The following is a 17065-nucleotide window of genomic DNA, read 5'->3' as shown; positions in this document are numbered from 1 at the left end:
AATGTAGAGTTTTAGTGTATCAAATTGTCATTTTTTTCGGCTAACTTCACTAAGCTTTTAAGCGGTTTCGCTTAGAAAATAAATTTTCTCACGAATGGCTTAAAAGCTTACCGCGTTTGTTTTATAAATTTTCGATTTCATTTCAAATAACGCTAAGTTTCTTGCTGTTCTGCAGAGATTGAATTAGCAATACAGTCGATCTGTTCTGCACTTTGGAATGGACGCTAACGTCTTGCGGCTTGCAACAGTTGCAAATTTTAATTACCGCCGATTCCAAATATAAAACTACTTTTTGAATTTTCAGAGAAAATTCGGTGAAAGCCCAAACCTTGCAATTGTTGCAAACTGCCTTAAGTTTACAATCATTAAATTTATACTTCAATCAGAAAGAACAAAAGAGAGGATTAAGGTTCTCCATAACTGCAGGAACTATAGATTCCGTTAACAGTGATAATCCCCTCTCTTTTCTACTTTTATTTCGTACAGTTCTGTGAGACCTGGATCTCGATTTCAAGGTGATGAAACATAAGTAGATTGTCCTTTCCAAAATCATTTTCTTATGGATAAAGATAAAAAAACATTTGGTATCGACATCAGTAAAAATACATTTGATGTCATGGATTGTTCGGGTAATTATTATCAGTTTGATAATAACACTAAAGGATTTGTCAAGTTTTTAAAGCTATTATGTCCTGTTAGTCATTGTGTAATGGAAGCTACAGGTTATTATCATTATCAATTAGCTTACTTTCTTGTTGATAATAATATAGCAGTATATGTTGAGAATCCATTATCGATAAAGCGTTTTATTCAGATGAAACTCAGTAGAATTAAAACCGATAAGTCAGATGCCAAAATGATTTGTATGTATGGTCAGGATCAGGAATTAAAGCTATGGGTTGGTTATTCAAAAAATCAAATGGAATGCCTTCAGCAAATACGCTTATTGGACACTTACACTAAACAAAGTACTGCTCTTCAAAATAAGGTTCAAGCTGAGCAAACATTGGGTAATCCGAGTAAAGTTGTTATTAGTTCTCTCAAAAGAAGCTTACGCAACATAGAGAAAGAAGTAATTCTTATTGAAACCCAATTATTAGAATTGGTTAAATCAGAATATCAAGAAGTATTGACCAAAGTAGAGAGTATCCCCGGAATCGGCAGAAAAACAGCTATGATGTTGGTAGTGTTGACAGATGGGTTTAAACGCTTTGAAAGCAGTAGCCAGCTTTGCTCTTTTTGTGGTTTAACACCAGTTTTGCGACAATCAGGCAGTAGTGTAAAAGGCAGAACCAGAATAAGTAAAATAGGGAATGCCAAACTTCGAAATCTACTCTTTATGTGCAGCTTCACAGCTTGTAAATGCAATAAAGCTTGCAAAGCCATTTATGATCGAATTACAGAAAAAGGGAAAAGTAAAAAACTGGCATTAATAGCAGTTTGTAATAAACTGTTGAGACAGGCTTTTGCCATCGCAAAATCAGGAGTAGAATACAGTAAGGAATATAGAAGTCCTATGCCAAAATTTATTTAAAAAATATCATTTTTTATTTGTTTTTAAGCACAGTTCTTTGTTAGCAGCAGGTATATTTCATATTTCCTATTCAGATGCAATCACAACAACTTTTCAATAAAAATATTGACTAATATGAAAGAAAGTAAAGTAAGAACAGAATAAATAATTTGAATAATTATAAAATTAATTATTGCATAACTTATGGTAATTTTTGAATATTCTGATGTTTTCCAACGCTTTCCGAGATTTGACATATTTATTCCAATAGCAACGGTTGTAAAAATGTAAAAAATAAAAAAAACAACCATGGTTAATAAAGTCTTTCCATTTTGACTTTCAGCATATAAAAAAGTTGGTGTAAATGGTAAAAATAAAACGATTAAGTAATACAACGACTTAAGCTTATAAAAAGGTATTTCTTGATAAAACCCCAAAATTTTTATAGTGCTTATTACATATGTTTTTAAAATTTTTTCCATTGAAATATTTGCTCTATTTCACGCATTTTTTTGTGACTTGCTGCTAACGTGCCGCCGCTTGGTAGTCGTGGCGACTTTTATAATAATTAGTTGTAAATATAATCAAATTTTGAACTTAGTACTTTCCGACTAAGAAATGCAAAACCAGCCATGCTACCAAACGGCTGTTAGACACCGTTTAATTGAAGCCGATTTTTTTCAGGTCACTACTAAAAACTTCCTCTAACTTTTTCATACTATTCTGAAATTCAGTTCCAGTAATCACTTCTGATTTACGTAACCATTGAAAATTACTTTTCTGAGATTCATATGGTATATTTTTGTTGGGTTCAAAAAAATAAGTTTCTCTTAGATAATTGTCACGTGTTTTAAAAAGGCATTCTAAAAAATCATCAACTTCTTTTTTGTTTGGAATATTTTTGAAAAAGAATAAATATGTGTTGTATTGAACCCTTACTTTCCATAGGTTTTCAAGGCTTATCAAATAAATTGGTATTGAAATCAAAAACAAAATACTCCAAAAAATCCAACGATTTTCACCAAAGTCTTGCTCAAAATCTTTATCATTTCTCCACATAAAACTACATAAAGTAAAAAAGCCTAGGACGATTACCGGAATGTAAAAGTTCTTTCTGTTTAAAAGGTAAGATTCTTTGTGACGCGTTAAATCTTCGTATGGAATTGTAACCTCAGATTGTTTTCCAAACAAAGTAGATTTATATACAACTTTTGTTTCCATTATAGTGGCTTCTCTTTTCGTGAAAATCCTTTTTTGAAGCAGTTCTTTGTGCATAGTTCTGATTAAATGGTGTCTAACGTTCCGCCGCTTGGCGTCAGTGGCGACTTTTTTAATAATTTGTTCTAAAGATAATCAAAATTTCAACTTAGTAATTTCCGACTAAGAAAAGCAAAACCAGCCATTGCGCCAAACGGCTGTTGTGAGCAGTTTTTATATTAACTCTAAGTACTTTTTCCAAAGCAGTGTTGATTCCACTTTTCCTTTGTCAATCCTCTCTATCATAAATTTAGCACCATATTTTCCCCAATTGATTATTTCTTCTTCCATAGTGACGTCATTGATTAAAACTTCACTATTTATAAATTGCAAGGCAAAGTTTTTAGAACTATGGCACAATGAAGCAATCATTCCGACAAGTGAATAACCGCTTATCACTACATTTGCTATTAGGTCCATATATTCTACTTTATTATAATTTGCAAAATACATAGCGCCATAAATACATTGATGATTACTAGGTTCAGATTTTATTAAATTCACAAAATAGTCCTCTATGTTACTATCCTCTTGAAAGGTTAATAAACCCGCAATAAAATCTTCAGTATTATTATCGTCAGCTTTACTTAGAACTTTTAGAAGTTTTATCACTTGTATTTCTGTGAAGCCTTCACTTTTATATGTGTCGAGTAAAGTGTAACTCGTTGGTAAACTTTGTGTGGTTTGGGATAAAAAACTTTCAATAGCTTGATCTATTAGTTTGTTTTTATTTTTTCTTAGATGTTCTTCAAAACTCTTTTCGAAATCATCATCAATTTTTTTTATTAAACTTTTAGTCTCTTTGATAGTATCTAATGATGGCCTTATTTGCACCATGTAAATAATTAAAGGAAATACAATTCCAAATAATGCCAATAGAATTCCAAAGCCGTACGAATAAAGATTATTTAAGTCCTTATATTCTTCAACGATTCCTGAAAGTTCATTTTTACTTTCTAATTGATGAATTTTTCTTTCGAGTGAATCCACTTTTATTATTAACTCGTTAGATTTCTCGTCTATCTTTTTTTGGGAATGTATGCTTGAAAAAACTAGTAATGAAAGAACTAAGAAGTAATAAAGGTGATTTTTTTTCATATGGTGTCGTTTAATGGGTGTGAAAATTGCTCACAACGTCCTGACGATTCACACAGTTGCGAATTGCGGAACTGATTATTTTCTGTTAAAGATAAAAATTATTGCGAAACGTAAATGTGAATTTACTACAAAACTCGCAATTGTGTGAAACGGCTGTTAGCATTTCGGTGCTTTGAGTTTGATTTTCACGCAACGTAACCATTTTCTTTTTCCGGTTTCAACTTCGGATTCTCCATTCGGCGCAAACTTTTTCATTTTACGCGAACAATTTCAATGTTTCATTCGGTAACTTTTCACGTAAACTTTGCCACAAACTTTTCACGCAATCTTATTCAACTTTCAAGATTCTAGCGCAACTTTTCAACGTGAAAATTTCCATTTCTTTTTCCGCAAAACTTGGCAAATAGGAGTGAAGTTTAATCAAAAAGTTGTTGTTTGGAAAGCACTGAATGCTAACGTCCTGACGATTCACACAGTTGCGAATTGCGGAACTGATTATTTTCTGTTAAAGATAAAAATTATTGCGGAACGCAAACGTCAACTAACAACAAAACTCGCAATTGTGTGAAACGGCTGTTACCGGTTCGGTTTTACTCTTGAATTACTGACACAAAAACGAACTTAGCCGAGAAACGTAATCAGCGAACAAACAAGTTACTGTTGAACTTCCACAAAACCTAAAGTTTACAGACACAAAAATGAACAAACCTTAGAAACGTGATTCGGTTACAGATTGTTTTACTTCAACTTTTAATTTATGGAACTTTGTTTTTTTTCTCTGTTAAACACTATTTTAAAAAGTGTAGAAATGTCACGGATTTTGCAGATTCAAAACTGACCGGTAACGTGCCGCAGATTGCTACAGTTGCGACGATTAATTACTGATGATTCCAAATATAAAACTCCTTTTTGAATTTTCGGAGAAAATTCGGGAAAAACCCAAGCCAAGCAATTGTTGCAAACTGCTGTTAGCGGCAGTATGATATTAGTACGCTATTTTTCATATTCTTTTAGAAAATTGTAAATCATATTTTTAAATGATTTTTTTACATTGTTACTTGCTTTTCCAGCACCGCCAGTTTTATGACTTCCACTAATTGGAAAAATTTGGTTTTCGGAAATTGTGTAAGTTGCATCTGAGTACATTGTTGCGGATGAAAGTCCAAACTTCCACAAAAGCTTGGTTACTTTCACATCTATAATTACCATATTAGGGTTTAAATCTGTGTTGGTTGTGTCGGCAAAAACTAAATTCAGTTTCGTTTCTAAAGCAAGTTCTTGAATAGATTTCTCAAATTCCCTTTTCACATCAGGTTCTTGAAATTCTCCACCAATTGTTTGATTTGGACCTTTTCTAACAAGCCAATCTTGACTTTTTGAGTTTAATTTAAAACAGATAACTTTACCTCTGTAAAAATTATTGTCCAGTGTTTTTTTTGAGTAGTCGCTTGCTGCGCCACAACCGAAAAGAGTAAACAGTACTATAATCGGAATCAGTTTTTTCATTTAGCTTATTTTTGTGTTATAATTAGTTTTTTGCAGATTTTTTCTGATATTGCCGCTAACGTATTGCAGATTGTGATAGTGGCGGAATTCAATCACTTTCCATTCCAAATATAACTAAAATTTCAGTCAGCGAATACATTTCCGATAAAGACAAAACCAGCCATTATCACAAACTGCTGTTACCAGCTGTATTATAGACTATCAAGAATCCCATTTATAAAACTTCGAAATATCGACGGTTTTTTTCCTTTCGGTTTTGGAGCTCTTTTATTTGGATCTTGTAGCCAAAAGTCGCAAACATTACAAATAATTTCATCTTTGTAAGTGGCTTTTCCCATTAAACCATCTCTGGCCGCAACTTCGTCTTCATATCCAATTTTCCCATATGTTTCTGTCCATTCAACATTGTTTATTAATAATTTATTAGTTCCACAACGCGGACAACATTTTGAGGCTTTTTTATACTCTAATGTGCGTTTCGTTATGAGTGAAGCAATACTTTGAGAGTTTAATTTTCGAGATTCAACATATTTTTTAATTTCCAATTGGGTATCTGGCATATAAGTGTGCTGTTTGAATGTGACAAAGAAAGCCAATTCATGGTCTGATAGTGTATTTAGAAAATCTCTTGTTCTACTCATTTTGTGATATAGCTGGTAACGTTCCGCCGCTTGGCGAAGTGGCGACTTTTTTAATAATTTGTTCTAAAGATAAACAAAATTTCAACTTAGTAATTTCCGGCTAAGAAAAACAAAACTAGCCATTGCGCCAAACGGCTGTTATGCACAGGTAATTATATTTCATCGAGTTCTTTCTTCATGGATTCTATGATATCTTCTTTACATTTTACTATTCTTTCTCCAATTTTTTTATGCTCCTCAGCTTGAGCGTTTATAGCTTCCATATTTTTATCTAGAATATGAGTGCTTAAAGTTTTCATCATTTCTCCCCATCTTTCTAATTGTAAATCGTAAGCGTTTTCCATTTCGGTTAGTGCTTTTAGAACTTTTTCCCCTCCAATTAATCGAATGCTGTTAGTTTCTTGTTTCAATTTCATTTGACTTTGGTGCATTTTCAACATTACATTATTGGTTGAAGTTGAAAGTTCACTAGCTGCTTTCAAAATTTTGCCTGTATCTCCGTTGGCCGCTAGATAATCTTGTGTATATTTATTTACACTCGGCATAACTTCATTTTGAGCAATAATGTTAGCTTCTGTAGACATTTCGTCGAGCAGACTAAAATATTTGAAATAAATTGCTCTCTTGTCTTCATATTTATATTTCCTTTTTGAAACATCCAATTCGTAGTGGGAAGAAACTTTTTCTTTTTCTTCGGTCATTGCCTTCATATCCTCAATGATGGCTTTATTCTTTCCCTTTTCATTGAAATATGATGTTAGATATCCTAGAAAGAAACCTAAAATTAAGCTTATTATTCCGATAGTTATTTCTGGTGTCATTTAATCGATAGTTGTGAATTACTTGTGCATAACGTCCTGACGATTCACACAGTTGCGAATTTCGGAACTGATTATTTTCTGTTAAAGATAAAAATTATTGCGAAACGCAAACGTGAACTTACAACAAAACTCGCAATTGTGTGAAACGGCTGTTAGCATTTCGGTGCTTTGAGTTTGATTGTCACGCAACATAACCATAAACACTTTCAAGTTTCATTTCGTTTTCTATTCCGGTTTCCATATCACTCAAACTTTTGTAACAATAAATTTGTAACATTTTATTTTGTTACACTTTTTTTGTTACACTTTTTTTGTTACAACTTTTATCCGAAAACTTTTCACGCAATCTTATTCAACTTTCAAGATTCTAGCGCAACTTTTCAACGAGAAAATTTCCATTTCTGTTTCCACAAAACTTGGCAAATAGGAGTGAAGTTTAATCAAAAAGTTGTTGTTTGGAAAGCACTGAATGCTAACGTCCTGACGATTCACACAGTTGCGAATTGCGGAACTGATTATTTTCTGTTAAAGATAAAAATTATTGCGGAACGCAAACGTCAACTAACAACAAAACTCGCAATTGTGTGAAACGGCTGTTACCGGTTCGGTTTTACTCTTGAATTACTGACACAAAAACGAACTTAGCCGAGAAACGTAATCAGCGAACAAACAAGTTACTGTTGAACTTCCACAAAACCTAAAGTTTACAGACACAAAAATGAACAAACCTTAGAAACGTGATTCGGTTACAGATTGTTTTACTTCAACTTTTAATTTATGGAACTTTGTTTTTTTTCTCTGTTAAACACTATTTTAAAAAGTGTAGAAATGTCACGGATTTTGCAGATTCAAAACTGACCGGTAACGTCCTGACGATTCACACAGTTGCGAATTGCGGAACTGATTATTTTCTGTTAAAGATAAAAATTATTGCGGAACGCAAACGTCAACTAACAACAAAACTCGCAATTGTGTGAAACGGCTGTTACCGGTTCGGTTTTACTCTTGAATTACTGACACAAAAACGAACTTAGCGGAGAAACGTAATCAGCGAACAAACAAGTTACTGTTGAACTTCCACAAAACCTAAAGTTTACAGACACAAAAATGAACAAACCTCAGAAACGTGATTCGGTTACAGATTGTTTTACTTCAATTTTTAATTTATGAAACTTTGTTTTTTTCTCTGTTAAACACAATTTTAAAAAGTGTAGAAATGTCACGGATTTTGCAGATTCAAAACTGACCGGTAACGTGCCGCCGCTTGGTAGTCGTGGCGACTTTTTAAATTATTTATTGTAAATATAATCAATTTTTGAACTTAGTACTTTCCGGCTAAGAAATGCAAAACCAGCCATGCTACCAAACGGCTGTTACCAGTAGCTTTTTATTTTCTACGGTTTGATACTCTTTCCAGTAACACTTCCAATTCTATTTCTCCATCATCATTTTCATTCTGTTCAATCTCAAATACTTTCAACAACGACGTCAAAGATTCTATTTTCCACGCATCTTTTTCCACTTTTAAAGTTTTTGAAAACCTTTCAATATTCTCAAATGTAAGTTTCTCTTTTATTTCGAGTTTCAATTCTGATATAAGCTCAATTGGTTCACTTAAATTTTCTTTTGGCCAATCTCTAATTGCTTCTAATAAATTTTCCGCAACAGATTTAAAGTTACTTTCTGTCGAATCATTTTCCACAACGTTAATTAATTCTTCTGAAGTTATCATTTTCTCGTTTTATGCTTGCGTTGTGAAAGTTACTGGTAACGTCCTGTGGCTTTGCGACTGTTGCGGAAATTGGAACTGAGTTCGCTCGGCTGGACTGGACGAAGTTAGGAAATCTGAACATAATTTCATAACTTAATGCAGCAATAGCGCAAAACCGCTGTTAGAAGCCGTTTTACATGTTAACCAGTTTTAATTTTCTAATTGCGTACGGCTTTAAAGTTTGATTTACTGGAATCAATTTTTTTCCTTTTAATTTATAATGAACGATCCGATTTGAATCTCTCCAAGCCTTTTCAGTTTTTTGATCGTTTTGCTCTTTTATATTTAATATGAGTATTCCGCTTTCAAATTCCCAATTTCCTTTGTATTCAGAATGATCGATTTGATGATATTGATAAGACTGCATTTGAAAAAAATTCCCATTCTTATATAAAACCAAACTATCAAGTTCGAAATAACTAAAATTTCTTTTTTTCGCTTCCTTTTTAAACTTAAAAACATAATCAACCTCTTGCGAAAAAGAGAAATTGAAAAAATTTAGGCAAACTAGTAATAATATGATTCTTTGCACAATCGTGATTTAAAATGGCTACTAACGTCCTGTGGCTTTGCGACGGTTGCGGAAATCGAAGCTGAGTTCGCTCGGCTGGACTGAACAAACTTATGAAAAAGAAAATGAACTTTTACAACTGAAACAGCAATCGCGCAAAACCGCTGTTATGCGCGGTCATGAATTTTGAAAACTGAATATTATTTTACTAAAAACAAAAAATCGAAAAATTGAATTTCTTGAAGTTTGACAAAAATTTTCCGCAACCAAATTCGACAATGAAATTCTTCTAATTTTTTTAGCTAGAATTTCGACAATCAAAATCGACAAAGCTTTCCTCAAAGATTTTCTTTAAAATTGTCTGCAAAACTGATAATCAAATTCCGCAAAGATTTTCAGAAAAGTGGGAACGCAAAAACGAAGTTTTTTGACAAAGAAATTGGACAAAGATTTGAGACAAACTTTTTCAAAGAAGATTTTTTTTAGCGTTCCGAAATAGAGGTTTTTCTTTTTATCAGCGAAAGTCAAAATGATCTCGCATAACGTCCTGTGGCTTTGCGACTGTTGCGGCAATTGGAACTGAGTTCGCTCGGCTGGACTGAACGAAGTTATGAAATCTGGACGTAATTTCATAACTTAAAGCAGCAATAGCGCAAAACCGCTGTTAGCAGCAGTATTTGATGAATTTAATTATAGAAATTTTCGCATTCGACTTCCGAATTAATTATATAATCGTTAACTTTTTGTCCAGCATTTAGAAAAATTTTGAACGTATAAGTGTCATTAATAACTTCACCATTTAAATTTATATCAAAACTTATTGAACCTTTTATATAAGTGAAATTTTTGTCAATTATAATTTGATAAAGATTTATGAATGCGTCATCATTTTTTATCCAATCATTATTTTTTAAAGTATAAATGTTTCTAGAAATTAAACCTAAAAATATTTCTTGTCCGTCTATCAAATGTACTTTAGTTGATAAAGATTCTTTTTGAAAAGTAAAATTTCTATCGAACTCTATACTGATTTCTGTAAATGTGGAAAATGTTTGAATCAATGTATTTCTTCTACCTGTGTAGTTAAGATAGAATTTAGCAGGATAAGGAGGATAATTGATTTTAACCATAATTATAGAAAGCTAGATAAGAGTTCATTATTTTTAAGTTTTTCCCTAAAATTGATTTTGCAATTTTCCGGAATTTCATTCCATTTTATTACGGGATCTTTTGTGTTTTTGGTTTTTAATTCCAAAGCAATATTCCAAGGAATTTCGTAGATATTTTTGAGTTTATAATCTTCGTCAAAAATTACTATTACAAAAAGATCGATACAAGCATTATCAGCATATTTAAAATCAGTATTTGATCTCGTAGTTGTTTTCGCTTTCGAGTGAGATTTTACTTGAATATGTTTTTCTTCAAATTTCATATCCCAATCTTTCTGTTTTCCATTTGTGGCTATTGTGGCTCCATACATTTCAGAGATCAACCATTCTCCTAATTGAGAAGTAAAATCTTTTTTATTGACTATGATATTTAAATCACGTAATTTTTTAACTGCTAAAAAGTAATCCTCAAAAGCTTGCTTACGTTTCTGTATAAGTTGCATTTCGGAAAAATTCATAAGCTATTTTAAAGACAATTGTTATTGAAATATTGCTGCTAACGTTCCGCCGCTTGGTAGTCGTGGCGACTTTTTAAATATTTAATTGTAAATATAATCAAATTTTGAACTTAGTAGTTTCCGTCTAAGAAATACAAAACCAGCCATGCTACCAAACGGCTGTTATACGCAGGCAATTATTCTCTATTTTGGTTTTTCCACCAAACTTTTAATTCTTCGGCTTCTTTTTCGTCAACTTTTGGACAACTATATAGTCCGAAATCTACTTTTTTATTTTCTTTAAATGCTTTTATAAATTCAATCGCAAATCCACCGACTTGCGCGCTGTCATTTGGAATGTAAGAAGATAAAGGATCGAGGTAACAATTGCATGTTTCTTTTGAGTCAACAACTAATATCAGTGAATCTAAATCTTTAGCTGTAATCCAGCCTTTTTGAAAGTCATTTTCAATTGAAGAAAAATCAAATGGATTAACAGTTTTTTTAGCTGCTTCTATAAAACTCAAAGGTGTATATTCTTTTGTGGATTTCAAAACCCAATTGTTATCAGTTTTAGATATATTTTTCTGTTCTTTCTTTTCACAACTTAATGTGAGAAAAGCAAAAGATAGTAGGTAAAGATATTTTTTCATAGATGCAGTTAATTGCTTGCGTATAACTAGTCTATATGTATTACAAAATCATATTCATCTGTCATTTTCAGACGCGATAAGTATGATTGCCATAATATTTATTTACTGTGGCTAATATATTAAAAATATTACAAATCATCAAACGGACTTCTTATTTGTTGCAAACTATTGGTACTCACATGAGTATATATTTCCGTAGTTCTACTTCGGCTGTGCCCCAAAAGTTCCTGAATGTAACGCAAATCTGTGCCACTTTCCAACAAATGCGTAGCATAACTATGACGCAACCAGTGCAGCGTAACCGGTTTGGTTATTCCGGCTTTCTTTACCGCTTGCTTTAAAATCGTTTGCAAAGTTTGCTCTGAGTAGGGTTGGCCTTTCACTTTACCCTCAAAAAGCCAAACTTTTGGTTTGTAACCTTTGTAATAATCCCGTAACAACGCCAAAATTTTCGGACTCAAAGGCGCAATCCTATCTTTCTTGCCCTTGGCTTGCCTAATAAACACAATGTTTCGTTTTGAATCAATATCAGCAAGTTTCAATTGCAACAACTCACTACGTCTCAATCCACAACTGTAAATCAAACACAACATCGCCTTATGCTTAATGTTATTTTGCGATTCCAAAATCAATTTTACTTCCTCTTTACTCAAAACATTCGGCAAAACCTTCTCGCGTTTTGGCCTGTGAATACTCTCAATTTCAACCTTTCGATCCTGAACAGTCGTGAAATACAACTTAATCGAACTCACAATTTGATTCTGATACGAAGCCGATAAATTGTTTTTCAAAATATACTCGTTGTTATACAAAATCACATCTTCATTCGAAATAGTATTACTGGCTTTATGCTTAAAAAAAACTAAAAACGACTTCGCCGCTTCCATATAAGTCTTTATGGTACTGTCACTATAGCGCTTTGACCGCAACCAACGCCTGAAATTTTCCAAACTTTGCGCACCTTCTTCACTCGGAAGCGAATCAATAATCAGCGGTAACCCAAACATTTTTCGGTTTTCATCATGGTCAGGCAAGTGCCAAACCTTCATCGTTTGGCTCCATTTCGATCCATCAATCGCCTTTATTGCAGCAATCAATCCATCATCTCGGTCAAAAAATACCGCTACTCGCTTTTCACCTCTATGCGTAATAATTTTGGCTGTATACTTCATTTTTTTGGCATTTAAAAAATAAAAGTAAGAAAAATATAGATTAAAATTATTTTTCCGATTAATATTTATGCAATAAAACGTACAAGTTAAGATGCGGTTCTAATTATTTGAAGCGAATGGCTTGCGTATTCTTGTAATTCATTTTCCCGCTGTCCGTTATATCTCGTCCCCAAAGACGAGATGCCACTAACATCGGGGCTAAAAAGTAATCGTCTTTTGTCAAGGTTACATTTAATTTCCCTAAAACTTGTCATTCCGAAGACTGAGGAATCATACAGCATCCTTCAAAACCTTGTTTCCTCCATAAGTAAGATCGTTTCCTCTATAAGTAAAGTTTTTTCCTTTATAAGTAACATCGTTTCCTTCACAAGTAAAGTCGTTTCCTTTATAAGTAAAATCGTTTCCTCTATAAGTAAACTTGTTTCCTTCACAAGTAAAGTCGTTTCCTCTACAAGTAAAGTTGTTTCCTTCACGAGTAAAGTCGTTTCCTTTATAAGTAACATCGTTTCCTCTTTAGCGGAAGCATATTTTGAGAGTCTATCAGGAGCGAGCACCCATCAAAACCCACTTACTGAGCTTGCCGAAGGAGCGCGCACCTATGCAAGATGGTCCGCCCATCTCTCTGAAGCCTTGTCCTGAGTCTTTCAAAGCAATCCTTCCACAACACCTAACGATAACCCATAACAATCAACAGATAACCGATAACAGACAACCGATAACTATTTTAAACATTCCACAATAAAAACCCAATAAAATTAAAGGGTGTGTAATTTTTTACTAAAAAAAATAACAAAAACACTTTTGTATATTTGCTAAATAAGTATATTTATGCAAAATTTATATATATGGAGATTTTAGCATGTCCCAAATGCCAAAGCGACGCGATTGTCAAAAGCGGTGTTATCAAAGACAGACAAAGGTTTTTATGCAAAAAATGCAACTATTATTTCACAGTGAATAAACTGGGTAAAAAGATAGATAGTTACTATGTCACTAAGGCATTGCAGTTATACCTCGAAGGGTTAAGTTACCGCGAAATAGAACGTATAATAGGCGTTTCACACGTTACCGTAAGCAATTGGGTAAAGGAGTTTAAAATAGCCAAACCCAACCATACCGATTACCATCCTACCTACAAGATATATAACCATTTAGAACTCGTTGAATTCCTCAAAAACAAAGAAGTTTTAAAAGGAGCAGGGATGATCATTACCGAACTAGGCGACAAGTTTATGCTTATAAAATGGGAACGTTTCAAAGATTAACTATAGTAGTTTACAACAATATATATCATAATTTTTTTCATTCACAAATTGTTAGAATTTGGTCGAACAAAACATAACCAAAACCAACAATTCAAATGATGAAAAAACTATTATTATTAACCTTTGCAATCGGCTCTTTTTCAAGTCAAGCACAAACAACTTCGGCACCGGCAACACCAGCTACTCAGGCAGTGCCAACAGCAAAAGAGTGGGACGTAAGTGTTTACGGTTTCATCAGAACCGATTACATTTGGGACACGCGTCGTTCCGCTCAAGTACGCGAATACAACTTAAACCTTTATCCGCTTGACGAGCAACTCGATGCAAATGGGAATGACCTTAATGATGCCGGTGCCTCTAACTTCCTTTCGGTAGTAACTCGTTTAGGAGTAAAAGCCAAAGGACCAAATGTTTGGGGAGCCAAAACCGCAGGAACGCTAGAGGGTGATTTCTTTGGTAACACAGAGTCAACCATAGGATTACTTCGCCTGCGTCATGCCTACGTAACACTTGACTGGGAAAAAACAAGTTTAATGTTGGGACAAACATGGTATCCAACATTCATCCCCGAAGTATTTCCGGGCGTAGCTAATTTCAGCACCGGAATCATGTTCAATCCTTTCGGATGGGTTTCGCAAGCCCGTATCAAACAAAACTTCACCAAAGAATTGTCCTTTGCCTTAACAGCCTATAAAGAAAGAGAGTTTACTACAGCAACTGCGACCGGCGGTACACAAAACTCGGCTTCATTCAATTCGCCGTTGCCAACATTACACGGACAATTACAATTCAAAAACGTCAATTGGATTGCCGGTTTAGGCTTCGAATACAAATCATTACAACCATTAACAGTAAGCAATGGTTTAGCCACTTCAGAGAAAGTAAATACCACCTCAGTAGTTGGTTATTTCAAGTACAATAACGATAAATTCCACATCAAAGCTTACGGAATCACCGGTAAAAACCTATTCAATATGGTAATGCTTGGGGGTTTTGCAGGCTATGCCGATCCAAATGGAGGCGTAGAAACTTACGAAGGAATCAAAACCACAGCCATGTGGGTTGACATTGCGGGCAACGGGAAAAGTGTAGCGCCGGGAGTATTCTTTGGCTACACTAAAACAGACGGTGTGAGCAAAGACAATCCAACCACTTTATACGGAAGAGGTTTCGCCGGAACTCGTGGCGTAGATAACGTAATGAGAATATCAGCCAGAGTAGATTTCAAACAAAACAAGTTTAGAGTAACACCCGAAATAGAATATACAGGAGCCACTTGGGGCGATTTAAAACCCGATGCTACTTTTGACGGAAACAATAAGAAAGTAGGCAATTTCAGAGCTATGATTTCTTGTTGCTACAGTTTTTAATAACCAACCAAATTATATAGTATGAGCAATAAAAAAACAAAAGGAATTTGGAAAGTGATTTCCGCTTCCTCTATGGGGACAATGATTGAATGGTATGATTTTTACATCTTCGGTAGTTTAGCCGTAGTATTATCAACCAAATTCTTCCCAACTGACAATCCAACAGCGGCGTTCTTGTCAACGTTGGCAACTTTTGCCGCCGGTTTCGTAGTGCGTCCGTTCGGAGCATTATTCTTCGGCCGATTGGGTGACCTTATCGGAAGAAAATACACTTTCATGGTAACATTGATGTTAATGGGTGGGGCCACCTTCGTAATCGGGTGTATTCCAAGTTATGAAACCATTGGTTTTGCCGCACCAATTTTAGTATTAATTCTTCGTTTGTTACAAGGTCTTGCCCTTGGAGGAGAATATGGTGGTGCCGCAACTTATGTAGCAGAACACGCACCAAAAGGCGAAAAAGGCTATTGGACTTCCTGGATTCAAACCACTGCAACCGTAGGTTTATTCATTTCGTTAATGGTGATTTTAATTACCAAAAGCTTGCTGTCCAAAGAAGCGTTTGACGAATGGGGTTGGAGAGTACCATTTTGGGTGTCTATCCTAATGGTATATGTATCTTACCTTATCCGTAAGAATATGGATGAATCACCTGTATTTGCCAAAGCAAAATCAGAAGGAAAAACATCAACCAATCCGCTAAAAGAAAGTTTCGGTAACAAATACAACTTAAAATTTGTCTTATTGGCTTTATTCGGAGCAACAATGGGACAAGGTGTTGTTTGGTACACCGGACAGTTTTATGCTATGAACTTCCTAAAGACCGTTCAAAGTATCGATTCTTCACAAGTCGACATGCTGTTAGGAGTCGCGTTAATTTTAGGAACACCATTCTTTGTATTCTTTGGTTGGTTGAGTGACAAATGGGGTAGAAAGTCCATCATGATGGCAGGAATGTTTTTAGCCATTATTCTATACCGTCCAATTTACAGAGCCATGTATAACAGTACCGATTTAACTAAGAAAACGGAAATCGCTGCCAATACCAAAGTGGTTCCATCTTTAAAAGAAATCGACGCTACTAAATCAGATTCTATCTATACCACAACAAAAGAATACACAGACGGGACCAAAGTAGAAGAAATCAAAACCATGCACTTCAAAGCCGGTAAACTAATGGTAGATGACAAAGGCAAAGACAAAATTGAAACCAAAGTCACTAAGACCATCAATGGTTCAGACCGCTGGTTCTTAATCTTTATGGTATTTATTCAAGTAATATTTGTAACCATGGTCTATGGTCCAATCGCTGCTTTCTTAGTAGAAATGTTCCCGGTAAAGATCAGATATACGTCAATGTCGTTGCCATATCACGTTGGAAATGGTATATTTGGTGGATTGCTGCCGGCCATTTCAACCTACTTTGTAACCCAATCCAAAGAAGCCGGTGATGTCGAGTTTTACCTCGAAGGATTATGGTATCCCATCGGAATTGCAGCCGTATGTTTTGTCATCGGTATGATTTACATCGATAGAAAAATTAATACACTTCACGACTAAAACAGAAACTATGAACACAGTAAAGAAATTTTTAGGAATAGTTTGGATTGCTTTAGCGATAGCTGTAGCGTACTATGCCATCGGTATTTTCGGAGGGAAATTAACCTCAGGAAAACAAGACGATTTAGTTTTCGGGATAATTATATTTTTCATATTATTACCTTTGATTGTAACCGGGTTAACCATCTTCGGTTGGTATGCCTTAACAGATGAATATGAAGATTAATAACAAATAGTTAATTGGTTGCCTTAAGCTCTTAATTCGTTAAGGGCTTTCGGCTTTTAATAGTATGAAATGAGCATATCGAAAATTCGAAACAA

General features: G+C 34.2%; 17 protein-coding genes. 5 read left to right on the top strand and 12 right to left on the bottom strand.

Annotation, left to right across the window (positions count from 1 at the left end; all coding sequences use genetic code 11):
* The first annotated feature begins 559 nt into the window (after positions 1-559).
* Positions 560-1534: an IS110 family transposase gene (locus tag C8C84_RS12480; protein WP_121313965.1), complete on the top strand. Its 975-nt coding sequence runs from the start codon at positions 560-562 to the stop codon at positions 1532-1534.
* An 80-nt stretch (positions 1535-1614) separates the two neighbouring features.
* Here the strand turns inward: C8C84_RS12480 and C8C84_RS12475 are convergent, their stop codons facing one another.
* The 12 genes from C8C84_RS12475 to xerA all read right to left on the bottom strand — a co-directional run bounded on the left by C8C84_RS12475 (position 1615) and on the right by xerA (position 12549).
* Positions 1615-1995, bottom strand: coding sequence for a hypothetical protein (locus tag C8C84_RS12475; RefSeq protein ID WP_121313964.1), 381 nt, complete (start codon positions 1993-1995; stop codon positions 1615-1617).
* 178 nt (positions 1996-2173) lie between these two features.
* Positions 2174-2734, bottom strand: coding sequence for a hypothetical protein (locus C8C84_RS12470; RefSeq protein WP_121313963.1), 561 nt, complete (start codon positions 2732-2734; stop codon positions 2174-2176).
* 210 nt (positions 2735-2944) lie between these two features.
* Positions 2945-3868 (bottom strand): hypothetical protein, encoded by a 924-nt coding sequence (locus C8C84_RS12465; protein WP_121313962.1) that lies wholly within the window; start codon positions 3866-3868, stop codon positions 2945-2947.
* A 993-nt stretch (positions 3869-4861) separates the two neighbouring features.
* Positions 4862-5374 (bottom strand): hypothetical protein, encoded by a 513-nt coding sequence (locus tag C8C84_RS12455; protein ID WP_121313960.1) that lies wholly within the window; start codon positions 5372-5374, stop codon positions 4862-4864.
* Positions 5375-5565: 191 nt separating this feature from the next.
* A complete protein-coding gene (locus tag C8C84_RS12450) occupies positions 5566-5934 on the bottom strand; it encodes a hypothetical protein (protein ID WP_121313959.1) in 369 nt (122 codons plus the stop codon).
* 233 nt (positions 5935-6167) lie between these two features.
* Positions 6168-6836: a hypothetical protein gene (locus tag C8C84_RS12445; RefSeq protein ID WP_121313958.1), complete on the bottom strand. Its 669-nt coding sequence runs from the start codon at positions 6834-6836 to the stop codon at positions 6168-6170.
* A gap of 1387 nt (positions 6837-8223) precedes the next feature.
* Positions 8224-8568 carry a hypothetical protein gene (locus tag C8C84_RS12435; RefSeq protein WP_121313956.1) on the bottom strand — a complete coding sequence of 115 codons (345 nt, stop codon included), beginning with the start codon at positions 8566-8568 and terminating at the stop codon, positions 8224-8226.
* Between the two features lie 172 nt (positions 8569-8740).
* Positions 8741-9139, bottom strand: a complete 399-nt coding sequence (locus tag C8C84_RS12430; protein ID WP_121313955.1) for a hypothetical protein — start codon at positions 9137-9139, stop codon at positions 8741-8743.
* A gap of 665 nt (positions 9140-9804) precedes the next feature.
* On the bottom strand, positions 9805-10248 hold the full coding sequence (locus tag C8C84_RS12420; RefSeq protein WP_121313953.1) for a hypothetical protein: 444 nt from the start codon (positions 10246-10248) through the stop codon (positions 9805-9807).
* Between the two features lie 2 nt (positions 10249-10250).
* The gene (locus tag C8C84_RS12415) at positions 10251-10745 is read right to left on the bottom strand and encodes a hypothetical protein (protein ID WP_121313952.1); all 495 of its coding nucleotides are present in this window, start codon (positions 10743-10745) and stop codon (positions 10251-10253) included.
* 176 nt (positions 10746-10921) lie between these two features.
* On the bottom strand, positions 10922-11377 hold the full coding sequence (locus C8C84_RS12410; protein WP_121313951.1) for a hypothetical protein: 456 nt from the start codon (positions 11375-11377) through the stop codon (positions 10922-10924).
* 128 nt (positions 11378-11505) lie between these two features.
* Positions 11506-12549 carry a site-specific tyrosine recombinase/integron integrase gene (gene xerA / locus C8C84_RS12405; protein ID WP_121313950.1) on the bottom strand — a complete coding sequence of 348 codons (1044 nt, stop codon included), beginning with the start codon at positions 12547-12549 and terminating at the stop codon, positions 11506-11508.
* Positions 12550-13394: 845 nt separating this feature from the next.
* On the opposite strand from xerA, the gene C8C84_RS12395 reads away from it, so the two are divergent.
* The 4 genes from C8C84_RS12395 (at position 13395) to C8C84_RS12380 (ending at position 16970) form a co-directional block, all read left to right on the top strand.
* Positions 13395-13814: a helix-turn-helix domain-containing protein gene (locus C8C84_RS12395; RefSeq protein ID WP_121313948.1), complete on the top strand. Its 420-nt coding sequence runs from the start codon at positions 13395-13397 to the stop codon at positions 13812-13814.
* Between the two features lie 95 nt (positions 13815-13909).
* Complete coding sequence (locus C8C84_RS12390; protein WP_121313947.1) at positions 13910-15184, top strand: hypothetical protein; 1275 nt, start codon at positions 13910-13912, stop codon at positions 15182-15184.
* Between the two features lie 21 nt (positions 15185-15205).
* Positions 15206-16744, top strand: a complete 1539-nt coding sequence (locus tag C8C84_RS12385; protein ID WP_121313946.1) for an MFS transporter — start codon at positions 15206-15208, stop codon at positions 16742-16744.
* 10 nt (positions 16745-16754) lie between these two features.
* Positions 16755-16970, top strand: a complete 216-nt coding sequence (locus C8C84_RS12380; protein ID WP_121313945.1) for a DUF6814 family protein — start codon at positions 16755-16757, stop codon at positions 16968-16970.
* Positions 16971-17065: the final 95 nt, after the last annotated feature.

The organism is Flavobacterium sp. 102, assembly GCF_003634615.1.
Lineage (GTDB): Bacteria > Bacteroidota > Bacteroidia > Flavobacteriales > Flavobacteriaceae > Flavobacterium.
Note: the sequence above shows the minus strand (reverse complement) of the source record. Positions and strands in the feature narration are given on the sequence as shown.

What these genes read in the sequence shown, in the direction of transcription:
- xerA (WP_121313950.1), bottom strand. Translation starts at nt 12,549, where the DNA reads ATGAAGTATACAGCCAAAATTATTACGCATAGAGGTGAAAAGCGAGTA.
- C8C84_RS12445 (WP_121313958.1), bottom strand. Translation starts at nt 6,836, where the DNA reads ATGACACCAGAAATAACTATCGGAATAATAAGCTTAATTTTAGGTTTC.
- C8C84_RS12475 (WP_121313964.1), bottom strand. Translation starts at nt 1,995, where the DNA reads ATGGAAAAAATTTTAAAAACATATGTAATAAGCACTATAAAAATTTTG.
- C8C84_RS12480 (WP_121313965.1), top strand. Translation starts at nt 560, where the DNA reads ATGGATAAAGATAAAAAAACATTTGGTATCGACATCAGTAAAAATACA.
- C8C84_RS12455 (WP_121313960.1), bottom strand. Translation starts at nt 5,374, where the DNA reads ATGAAAAAACTGATTCCGATTATAGTACTGTTTACTCTTTTCGGTTGT.
- C8C84_RS12450 (WP_121313959.1), bottom strand. Translation starts at nt 5,934, where the DNA reads ATGCCAGATACCCAATTGGAAATTAAAAAATATGTTGAATCTCGAAAA.
- C8C84_RS12385 (WP_121313946.1), top strand. Translation starts at nt 15,206, where the DNA reads ATGAGCAATAAAAAAACAAAAGGAATTTGGAAAGTGATTTCCGCTTCC.
- C8C84_RS12390 (WP_121313947.1), top strand. Translation starts at nt 13,910, where the DNA reads ATGATGAAAAAACTATTATTATTAACCTTTGCAATCGGCTCTTTTTCA.
- C8C84_RS12465 (WP_121313962.1), bottom strand. Translation starts at nt 3,868, where the DNA reads ATGAAAAAAAATCACCTTTATTACTTCTTAGTTCTTTCATTACTAGTT.
- C8C84_RS12410 (WP_121313951.1), bottom strand. Translation starts at nt 11,377, where the DNA reads ATGAAAAAATATCTTTACCTACTATCTTTTGCTTTTCTCACATTAAGT.
- C8C84_RS12415 (WP_121313952.1), bottom strand. Translation starts at nt 10,745, where the DNA reads ATGAATTTTTCCGAAATGCAACTTATACAGAAACGTAAGCAAGCTTTT.
- C8C84_RS12435 (WP_121313956.1), bottom strand. Translation starts at nt 8,568, where the DNA reads ATGATAACTTCAGAAGAATTAATTAACGTTGTGGAAAATGATTCGACA.
- C8C84_RS12395 (WP_121313948.1), top strand. Translation starts at nt 13,395, where the DNA reads ATGGAGATTTTAGCATGTCCCAAATGCCAAAGCGACGCGATTGTCAAA.
- C8C84_RS12380 (WP_121313945.1), top strand. Translation starts at nt 16,755, where the DNA reads ATGAACACAGTAAAGAAATTTTTAGGAATAGTTTGGATTGCTTTAGCG.
- C8C84_RS12420 (WP_121313953.1), bottom strand. Translation starts at nt 10,248, where the DNA reads ATGGTTAAAATCAATTATCCTCCTTATCCTGCTAAATTCTATCTTAAC.
- C8C84_RS12470 (WP_121313963.1), bottom strand. Translation starts at nt 2,734, where the DNA reads ATGGAAACAAAAGTTGTATATAAATCTACTTTGTTTGGAAAACAATCT.